General features: G+C 57.3%; 7 protein-coding genes and 1 pseudogene. 5 read left to right on the forward strand and 3 right to left on the reverse strand.

From position 1 onward, the window contains the following. Positions 1–102: 102 nt before the first annotated feature. Together ABD654_RS05940 and ABD654_RS05945 are read right to left on the reverse strand one after the other, a co-directional pair. Positions 103–400, reverse strand: a pseudogene (locus tag ABD654_RS05940) (transposase family protein); the annotation flags it as partial. A 213-nt stretch (positions 401–613) separates the two neighbouring features. Then, on the reverse strand, positions 614–1,867 hold the full coding sequence (locus ABD654_RS05945; protein ID WP_344703241.1) for an IS256 family transposase: 1,254 nt from the start codon (positions 1,865–1,867) through the stop codon (positions 614–616). 154 nt (positions 1,868–2,021) lie between these two features. Between ABD654_RS05945 and ABD654_RS05950 the strand changes: the two genes are divergently transcribed. The 5 genes from ABD654_RS05950 (at position 2,022) to brxL (ending at position 9,560) form a co-directional block, all read left to right on the forward strand. Further along, positions 2,022–2,531 carry a hypothetical protein gene (locus ABD654_RS05950; RefSeq protein WP_344703243.1) on the forward strand — a complete coding sequence of 170 codons (510 nt, stop codon included), beginning with the start codon at positions 2,022–2,024 and terminating at the stop codon, positions 2,529–2,531. A gap of 1 nt (position 2,532) precedes the next feature. After that, a complete protein-coding gene (locus ABD654_RS05955; RefSeq protein ID WP_344703245.1) occupies positions 2,533–2,853 on the forward strand; it encodes a hypothetical protein in 321 nt (106 codons plus the stop codon). A gap of 11 nt (positions 2,854–2,864) precedes the next feature. Further along, the gene (locus tag ABD654_RS05960) at positions 2,865–4,655 is read left to right on the forward strand and encodes a GmrSD restriction endonuclease domain-containing protein (protein WP_344703247.1); all 1,791 of its coding nucleotides are present in this window, start codon (positions 2,865–2,867) and stop codon (positions 4,653–4,655) included. Between the two features lie 72 nt (positions 4,656–4,727). Further along, complete coding sequence (gene pglZ, locus ABD654_RS05965) at positions 4,728–7,358, forward strand: BREX-1 system phosphatase PglZ type A (protein WP_344703249.1); 2,631 nt, start codon at positions 4,728–4,730, stop codon at positions 7,356–7,358. A 120-nt stretch (positions 7,359–7,478) separates the two neighbouring features. Further along, a complete protein-coding gene (brxL, locus tag ABD654_RS05970; protein WP_344703251.1) occupies positions 7,479–9,560 on the forward strand; it encodes a protease Lon-related BREX system protein BrxL in 2,082 nt (693 codons plus the stop codon). 288 nt (positions 9,561–9,848) lie between these two features. On the opposite strand, the gene ABD654_RS05975 is transcribed toward brxL, so the two are convergent. Further along, positions 9,849–10,037, reverse strand: coding sequence for an AlpA family transcriptional regulator (locus ABD654_RS05975; RefSeq protein WP_344703253.1), 189 nt, complete (start codon positions 10,035–10,037; stop codon positions 9,849–9,851). Positions 10,038–10,226: the final 189 nt, after the last annotated feature.

Genomic DNA, 10,226 nt, shown 5'->3' on the forward strand with positions numbered 1-10,226 from the left:
AGGGTCAGAATCTGGGTGCCGTCCATGCCATACCTCCTGTCCATGTGGAGGTCATATCCTGGCCCAGCTCAGGGGGCGAATTCCACACCCAACGACGAAGAGCCCTTTTTTGCCGGCACCGCTGGCTGGCTGGCTGAGTCGCTCTGATGGACGTGGGACCCACCATCCATGTGTCGAGATCTATATAGCCATCTTCACGCAGACGGAGATGTAAGCGAGTCAAAATTCGGTCGAAAGTCCCGTTATCACGCCACTGTGCTCCCGAGCAGAGATTCCACAGTATAATACCGTTGCGCATCTGGCGACCATCCCGGCGTGGACGTCCCATCGCCTGCGGTGGAGAAACGATGTCCTTGATCATTAGCCAGCGCTGATTGGTAAGCTCATAACGGCCTGCCATGACGGTCTCCTGCTCAATACACAGAGACAGCATAACAGCTGCGACTTTTCAGGCAGAACCTAAATTGCTGAAGGAAACCGTCCAATAACAAGCTTCTATGGTCATACGTTGGTTTTCTTTATATTATGCTTTGAATACTGCATAAGGGTATATCATCAAAGGGCAGGGGGCTGCAGGAAACCCGAGCTATTGTCAAAAGTTGTGTATGGCCGGTCAGGCGGCCGTCCTGTCTGACTGATCGGTCAAGGGTTCTCCATCCTGGAACCTGACGTCATTGACGACCTGCTCCAGCTTGTTGAACCCGGCTATTCGCTTCCAGCGCTGTTGAGCGCTTTGAAGCAACTTGAATACCATCGCCAGGGTGGTGTCTCGGGAGCCACAGCTTCGACTGCGCTTGCTCCTCAAGCGGACCGTGGCGAACGTTGATTCAATCGGGTTGGTCGTGCGGATATGCGCCCAGTGCGCTGCCGGGTAAGCGTAAAAAGCCAGCATTTCCTCCCGATCCTTCGCCAGGCATTCCATGGCTCTCGGATATTTGGCCTCGAAGCGCTTTACGGTGCGGTCAAACGCCTTGTGCGCCTCGTCGCGCGTTTCGGCCATCCATATCTCACGGAGATCCGCCTTGACCTTGGGTTGCACGGATTTGGGCAGCTTGTTCAGTACGTTGGCGGTCTTGTGAACCCAACAGCGCTGCTGGTCCGTCTCCGGGTAGATCTTGCTCAGGGCGGCCCAAAACCCCATGGCGCCGTCGCCGACAGCGAGCTTTGGGGCTGTTGTCAGCCCGCGTTCACGCAACCCTGTCAGCAGCTCGATCCAGCTGGCTTCCGACTCCCGACGCCCATCCTCGACGACCACCAGCTCCTTGCGACCCTGCTCGGTGACACCGATGACCACCAGCAGACACAGGCGGTCGTCCATGCGCACATTGCTGTAGATACCGTCGGCCCACCAGTAGACATAACGCGGGTCCGACATATCCCGCTGCTGCCAATCGCGATACTCGTCTTCCCACTGCTTCTTGAGCCGAGATACCGTATTGGCCGATAGTCCCTTGGCTTTATCGCCCAACAGGGCCGCCAGCGCCTCCTGGTAATCGCCGGTCGAGATCCCCTTCAGGTAAAGCCAGGGGATCAGCTCCTCGATGCTGCGTGCCCGCTTGAGATAAGGCGGCAACAGCGCACTGGTGAAGGTAGCCCCGTCACCGCTGCGATCACGGACCCGAGGGCTTTTGACCTCGACGTCGCCAATGCCGGTTTGCACCGTGCGCTCAGGCAGATAGCCATTACGCACGACGGCGCGGCGGCCGTCTTCCAGTGTCTTGTCGGCATACTGCGCCAAAAACGTGCTCAGCTCCGCCTCCACGGCCCGGGCGATCAGGTCCCGGGCTCCCTGGCGCAGCAACTCATGCAACGGGTCGCTGGCACCGGTGTTTGGTGGCGTCACGGATGAAAGGGTAGAATCCGTCATGGCGTATCCTCTCGTGTTGGTTGAGATCGTGGTAGTGATCAATCAACAGGATACGCCACCTTCCCTTTTTCCTTCCATACACAAGATCTGACTATATCTCTTTGCCGCCAAGCAACACCTAGTCAGGCACAAGCATACGCCTGCTGGGAAGACCATGCGCCTGCGCGGCAAGAAAAAACCTGGTGAAACCGCCTACTACTTTTATAACGCACGTGCACTGGCAAGATGTGCCGTAGCACTGGCTAACGACGTCAACGACCGTGTGATTGCCGTGCTGTTTCGCGATGCTGACGGTACATCATCCGCCGAGCGCGGAGAGTGGCAGGCCAAATACGATTCCATGATGGCAGGCTTTGCGGCGGAGAACTTTGACGATGGCGTCGCTATGATTCCCAAGCCGAAATCCGAGGCCTGGCTGCTGTGCGCGCTCAAGCCGCAGTCGCCGTATCAGCACTGCGCTAGGCTGGAAGATGAATCGGGCAACGACAGAAGCCCTAATTCGCTGAAAAATCAACTAAGCCAGGCGCTGAATGGCAAAACCTCCGCCGATGAGCTGGCTGAACTGGCCAAGTTAGGTGGCATCGAGTGGGAGCGCATTGATCTGCCGTCGCTGGACGCATTCAAAAATCGACTGGCTGAGGTCGTCAGCCAGGCAAGGAGCTAAAATGAGCAACCTCACCGGCTACTGGCGCATCACCTGGATGGAAGAATGGGATCAGGACTTTGTCGACCTGATCCAATCCGGCCATTTTCAGTTTGACGAAGACGGACTGGGTTTTTTCATGTTTGGCGCCGTCGAAGGCCAACTGGACTACCGCCTGTCAGACGATGGCCGGCGCGTTGACTTTTCCTGGTCGGGCAACGATGACGGCAACATAAAATCCGGCCGTGGCTGGTTTGAGCTGACGGCTTCAGGTACCGCCAAGGGGCGGTTTTTCATCCACTGCGGCGATGAGTCGGCGGTGGAGTTAGAGTTTCAAAAATAAGCAGTGATGAAATGGCAAAGTACGAAGTAAAGCAAACCGCCGTCAGCCAGGTGCTGGCCGATGTCCGCAGTGACAAAATTGCAATCCCGGAGCTACAGCGCCCCTTTGTTTGGAAGACGTCTCAGGTGCGTGACCTGATGGACTCTTTGTACAAAGGCTATCCGGTTGGTTATCTGATTACCTGGCAGTCAGTGGGCGCCAAGCTGAAAGGGGGTGAAGTTGCCGCGCATCAGCAGATTTTGATCGATGGTCAGCAGCGCGTAACCGCTTTGCGAGCCGCTATTGCCGGACAGCCTGTGGTAGGAAAGCGCTACCAGAAAAAGCGTATTGTCGTCTCCTTCAATCCGTTAACCGAAGAATTTGCCACGCTGACGCCCGCGATCAGAAACAGCAGTCAGTGGATCCACGATATCAGCGAGATTTTTGCCGGCACGAGCCAGCTCACGTTTTTGCGCCGTTATTTCGAGAAAAACCCTGACGCAGACGAGGGGCAGGTTGAAGCGGCGGTCGGCAAGCTAGCGAATATTGAACATGCCCAGGTTGGGGTTATTTCCCTGAATGATGACCTGGACGTGGAGACCGTGGCCGAGATCTTCGTGCGCATTAACGCCAAGGGGGTGCCGCTTTCCAGCGCTGACTTTGTGATGAGCAAGATTGCCACTTACGGCGATGAAGGGCGCAATCTTCGTAAACTGATCGACTACTTTTGCCATCTCAGCGTTTCCGGCCATGCCTTTGATGACATCAGTGAAAATGATAAGGAATTTGCCGATTCGGAGCATCTGGGCAAAATTCAGTGGCTCAAGAATCAGTCTGATGAGCTTTTTCAGCCCGAATATACCGACGTTATCCGGATTGCCGGGCTGGTAGGCTTCAGTCGGGGCAAGGCGAGCGCGATTGTCAGTGAGCTATCCGGCCTTGACCCGGAAACCCGCAAGATCGATGAGAGCCGCATTCCTGATGCGTATGCCCGGTTTTCCAGCGCACTGGATCAACTGGTACGCAAGACGCACCTGGAGCGCTTTGTGATGATGATCAAATCGGCAGGCTTTATCGATGCCAGTATGATCGGCTCAAAAAACGCGCTGAACTTTGCCTACGCACTGTATTTGCGCCTGCGCGATGATGATCAGCTGAACGAGGGAGAACGGGCGAAAATCGTTAAGCGCTGGTTCGTGATGACGCTGTTGACGGGCCGTGCCGTGGGCAGTTTTGAGTCCACCTGGGAAATGGACCTGCGCCGTATCAGCGAACAGGGTGCAGCAGACTATTTGCGTGTTATCGAATCCTCAGAGTTGGGCGACGGGTTTTGGGACGTCGCACTGCATCAGCAGCTGGTATCGCCAAGCAAGCGTAGCCCGGCTTTTCAGATTTACCTTGCGGCACGAGTCAATAACGGCGGGCGCGGCTTTTTGTCCAAGTCGGTCAGTGTCGCTCAGATGATCGAGGGGCACGGTGATATGCACCATATTGTGCCGAAGAACTACTTGATCAAGAACGGCTTTCCCAAGCAGGGAGATTACAACCAGATTGCCAACCTGGCTCTCACGGAAACACCCATCAATATCGCTATCAAGGATCATCCCCCACAGGAATATATGGCTTGGGTGGCCGAGCAAATTGACTCGGGTGGGCTGAAAATAGGCGAAATTACCGTTCAGGCGGACCTGGAAGAAAACCTCCGGGACAACGCAATTCCTGATTTTATTCATGATGTTACCGCACATAACTATCAGGATTTTCTGGAGGCACGACGGGAGCTGATGGCAAAAATGATCCGTGATTACTATGAGGCGCTGTGAGCGAATGGTGATGGCGATCCATATATATATCACTACTTTCATCCATCATGATCTGTCGACAAGGTGGCGTATATGAAGCCTGACCAACTCCAGGAGGGGCTCCAAAAAGTCTTTTTTTCGGAAGGCCATCGCCTGGTTTTCTGGTACGACGCCGCCGAGAGCTTTGTTGATGCTCTGGACGAACTCGCGCTGGACGGGGTGCAGGTACTCAATATGGAGGGTCAGTCTACCTTCGGCGTGAAGCTTCGCCTGGAGCTGGACGAGCCGGATGTGCCCACGCTGTTGTATTTCCCCTATGCCGAGCCGGCGCCGGAGAATGATTGGCTGCTGGATATAAAGCTGTATGCCGGCCGCTTCGATGCTGAGCCTACGTCACTGATGTTCAACGAGCTGGGCTTTGCGCGACACGCACTGCGCGAGCATCTGGCGCAGCGCAAGGTGTTTTTGAATGCCAAAAGCCGCTTCGCCGCGCTCAAGCGGCTGGTGACGCCGGAGCTGGACGAGGACGGGCTGGATCTCGTTATGTGTGCGGCGGTCGTGGGCGCGCCCACGGCAGACGTAGCGACGCTGCTGTTTCACTTGGCTGACGAGGCGGTGAAGGAAGACGCCGGGCTTGAGAATAATCCGTCTTCCTTGGAAGCGATGGCCAAATACGGACTGGTGCCGAGTCTGGTGCGGGCGCTGCAGCTGGAGGTGGGCTACCCGGCAAGCGACGCTGAGCTTGGCGGCGAGGCCACGTTGGCATTTGGCCCGCTGATGCTACGCCTGCTGACCACCGGCTATTGCGAGAGCATTGCGGATATTCCCGACTGGGCGCAAGGCCATGCCATTGCCTCGGTGAATGCGCGGGCGACGTCGCGGGCGCTACTCTCACGCTGGCGGGACAGCTCGCGCTTTTATCCGGCGTTCGACGTGATCTCCGGCTGGGTAGCCGAGGCGCTACGGATAGAAGACAAGATCCGTGAGGTGCCGCTGGAGCAGTTGGCCGACGTCGCCACGTTTGAGGCGGTTGAAAAGCGGCTTATCGTGGAGCTTTGCCAGGCGATCCCAAACGCAGACGGGCGTGCGCTGGAGACGTTTCGTGACGTTATCGCCAAGCGGCTGGACGGCTATTGGGCATCGCGGCATAAAAACGACGAGCGCCGCCAGTTCTATCGTCAGCTGTACGCCGCACTGACCGCCGCTATTGAGCTGTTTTCGCTGCGCCAAAAGCATGCTGATGGGTTTCATTATTCAAGCGTCGAGGCGCTGTATCAGGCGTATTGCGATGAGCTGTACCGCTTTGATACCGCTTATCGCCACTACGCCGTGGCGTCTGACAGCGCCGGCGTAGAGCTGCTGAAGCCGCTTGATGACGCCGTGGAGCATTGTTATGAGACGTGGTTTTTGGGCCAGCTGACCCGCAACTGGAGCGAGCGCATTGACGCCGAAGACCGGCTGCGCGACTGGAAGCTGCCGCGTATTCCCCACCAGCAGCACTTTTACCGCGATACCGTCAGCCCACACTTGGACGCCCACCGCCATAAGCGGCTGGTGGTGATCATCAGCGATGCGTTCCGCTATGAAGCCGCCGAGGAGCTGCGTGAGCGCATCAACGCCAAGCGCTACAGCGAAGCCTCCCTGAGCACCCAGCTAGGCGTGGTGCCCAGCTACACCACGTTGGGGATGGCTTCCTTGCTGCCTCACCGTGAGCTTGAATATCAGCCGGGGTGCGATAGCGTGCTGGTGGATGGCAAATCGAGCCAGGGGACCGACAACCGCAGTCAGCGTCTGAATGAGGCCGTGGGCGGGCAGGCGTTGGCGGTCACCGCCGAGACGCTCAAGGGCTGGTCTCGGGATCAGGGCCGCGAAGCGCTCAAGGGGGTGCAACTGGTCTACGTCTACCACAACGTCATCGATGCTCGGGGGGACACCGCCAGCACCGAGAGCGAGACCTTTGCCGCCGTGGAGGACGCCATTGAAGAGCTGGACTCGCTGACGCGCAAGGTGCTGATGCACTTCAATACCAGCACCGTGCTGGTCACGGCCGACCACGGTTTCCTGTTTCAGCGCAGCACACTGGACGACAGCGACCGGACTCGCCTGAATGAAAAGCCCAGTGGCACGTTCAAGAGCAAAAAGCGCTACGTATTGGGCGCGAATTTACCGGATAACCCCAGCGTATGGCATGGCCGCACTCAACAGACAGCGGGTACTTCCTGTGTGACCGAATTCTGGATTCCCAAGGGGGCGCACCGCTTTCATTTCGTCGGCGGCGCGCGGTTTGTTCACGGCGGCATCATGCCTCAGGAAATCGCCGTGCCGGTGCTGACCGTCAAGCAGCTACGCGGTGAAAAAGTCGAGAAGCGTACCCGCCGCAAAGTCGATGTGATTTCGCCCAAGGCATCTCTGAAAATGGTCAACAACATTCAGCGCTTTGAGCTGTTGCAGACCGAAGCCGTCAACGAGCAGCTGAAACCCATCACGCTGGCCGTGGCGATTTTTGCGGACAATGAAATGGTCTCCAGTGAGGAAACGCTGACCTTTGATAGTACCAGCGACAACATGAATGAGCGGATAAAAGCCGCGCGTCTGTCGCTTTCTGGCACCGATTTTGACCGCCAGCGCGACTATTTTCTGGTGCTGCGTGACAAGGACCTGGGCACCGAGCTGGAGCGTTACCGTGTGGTGATTGACTTGGCGTTTACCGATGACTTCTTTTGAGTCGACGGCCAAGCGCAGCCATTGCCCGGTGCTGATACCCTGTAGCGAGCGTATGGAGGCATCCAGGAGGGCAACCTCGGGGAACAGGTAGAGCATGGACAGTATGATGGAGAATGTAGCGTGACGTTGAGTACCGACCACGAGCCGCAGGCGGAGGCAGCTTTACCCGCCGATCAGGAGAGCGACCTCGATGCGCTGCTCAACAGCCATTTTGCCGGCCGGGTGGTGCGCAAGGATCTGACCCAGCGGGTCAAGGAAGGCGCCAACGTGCCGGTATATGTGCTGGAGTATCTGCTTGGCATGTACTGCGCGTCTGACGATCCTGAGGTGATTGACCAGGGGCTGGACAACGTCAAGCAAATCCTCGCCGATAACTACGTGCGCCCTGACGAAGCCGAGAAGATCAAGTCGCTGGTGCGTGAGCGCGGCAGCTATAAAGTCATCGACCGGGTCGCAGTGCGCCTGAACGATAAAAAGGACCGCTACGAGGCCGCCTTCGGTAACCTGGGCATCAAGGACGCCGAGATTTCTGCGGGCATCGTCAAGGAGCACGAAAAGCTGCTGGTCGGCGGTATCTGGGTGATAGCCACCCTGAGCTATTACCATGAAGAAGGGCAGAATGGCTCACCGTTTGGCGTGAGCCAGCTCAAGCCCATCCAGATGCCGCACATGAACATGGATGAGCTTTTTGACGGGCGTCGCGCCTTTACCACTCAGCAGTGGCGCGAGGGGCTGATGCGCGCTATCGGCATGGAGCCAGCGGAGTTGGATGCCGAAGTCCAGTGGCACCTGCTGGCGCGGATGATTCCGTTTGTCGAGAACAACTACAACGTCTGCGAGCTGGGTCCGCGCGGGACCGGCAAGAGCCATATCTATAAGGAATGTTCGCCCAACAGCATTCTGGTCTCCGGCGGCCAAAGCACGGTGGCCAACCTGTTCTATAACATGAGCACGCGGCGCATTGGCCTGGTAGGCATGTGGGATCTGGTGGCCTTTGACGAGGTGGCGGGTATCTCGTTCAAGGACAACGACGGCGTGCAGATCATGAAGGATTATATGGCGTCGGGGTCCTTCGCCCGGGGCCGCGAGCAGATGGAAGCGTCGGCGTCCATGGTGTTTGTCGGCAACATCAACCAGAGCGTGGAGTCGCTGGTGAAAACCAGCCACCTGCTGACGCCGTTTCCCGAAGCGATGATCGACGCCGCGTTCTTTGACCGCTTCCATGCCTATATTCCCGGCTGGGAAATTCCCAAGATGCGGCCGTCTTTCTTCACCCAGCGCTACGGGTTCATCGTTGACTATCTGGCCGAATACTTCCGCGAGATGCGCCGCCGCAGCTTTGCCGATGCTATTGATGTCTACTTCCGCCTGGGCGACAACCTCAACCAGCGCGACGTGATTGCCGTGCGCAAGACGGTATCCGGGCTGCTCAAGCTGCTGTTCCCGCACGGGGAGTACCAAAAAGACGATGTGCGCGATTGCCTGGAGTACGCCTTGCAGGTACGCCGCCGCATCAAGGAGCAGTTGAAAAAGATCGGCGGCATGGAGTTTTACGACGTCCATTTCAGCTACATCGACAAGGACACCCTGGAAGAGCACTTTGTGTCGGTCAAAGAGCAGGGCGGCGGCGGGCTGATCCCCGACGGGCTGGGCAACCCCGGCGTGATACATACCATTGGACTTAGCGAAAAAGGCATGCCCGGGGTTTACCGCATCGAAATGCAGGTCACCGCCGGCAGTGGCAAGCTTGCCATGTCAGGCCTGGGCAGCTCCATGGAGGCCAAGGAACAGGTCAAACTGGCGTTCGACTACTTCAAGGCCAACGCTGGGCGTATCAGCGGCTCGCGCAAGGTGCTGGAGCATGACTTCCATTTGCACGTGGTTGATTTGCAGAACACCGGCACGCTGCGCGAATTGTCGTTGGCAAGCCTGGTGGCGTTTTCTTCGGCGCTGCTGGGCAAGCCCGCGCAAAGCCAGATGGTTGTTCTCGGCGACATGAGCCTGGGTGGCAACCTCAAGAAGGTCGACAACCTGGCGGAATGCCTGCAGGTCGCGTTTGACGCCGGCGGCAAGCGCGTCACCCTGCCCATGGCCAGCGCCGCAGACATCGCCACGATTCCGGCCGAGCTGTTCACCAAGTTTCAGACCAGCTTTTACTCGGAGCCGGTGGACGCCGTGGTGAAGGCGCTCGGGGTGGAGTAGCCGAGCCTCCCCAGGTAAGGCTCAACTGCAGAAGAAAAGATGACAATGCCATGTGAGCGGATAAGTGCCGTGATTTCACGCTCAGGAGTTTTTGCAATAGCACTCTCAGGATGTCCTCACTGTTAGGGTTATCCGCAGGCAAGCACATCCACTGCTGCGTCAATATTATTCTCGGCGCCGCTAATCACGAGACATGATCATGAGTATCGAACCTGAACTGATTCAGAGCCCTTTGGGGCAAACCATCACACGCGATGGTCATACCCTGCAGTGTAGTGGCATACATTTTTAGCTCTCGGCATCCCGCTGACGAACCAAGCTATCGATCCATTCATCAACCTCTTGCTCCACCCACGCTTTGCTACGCGTGCCGATGCTGACAGGCGGAGGAAAATCCCCCGCCTCCATGAGCCGGTAGAGTCCCGAACGGCTTAGCGCGCATTTTTGCAGAACTTCGGGCTGTCGCAGTAGGGCCATGTGACCTCCTAATAGATGGATGTTTCTTCGGCATACATCAGCTAATAAGAGGGTCGCGCTGAGATTTTTGCCCTACTGCATAAATTTTTGTAACTATTTAGCTCATGCCGCCTGATCCAGCTCGTCCTCTCGCATGAAGGCAGGCACCTCACCGGCAAACAGTTGCTCCAGCGCCGTGTGCGCCGCCAG

Origin of the sequence: Halomonas cibimaris (genome assembly GCF_039537045.1) — a bacterium.
GTDB classification, from domain to species: domain Bacteria; phylum Pseudomonadota; class Gammaproteobacteria; order Pseudomonadales; family Halomonadaceae; genus Vreelandella; species Vreelandella cibimaris.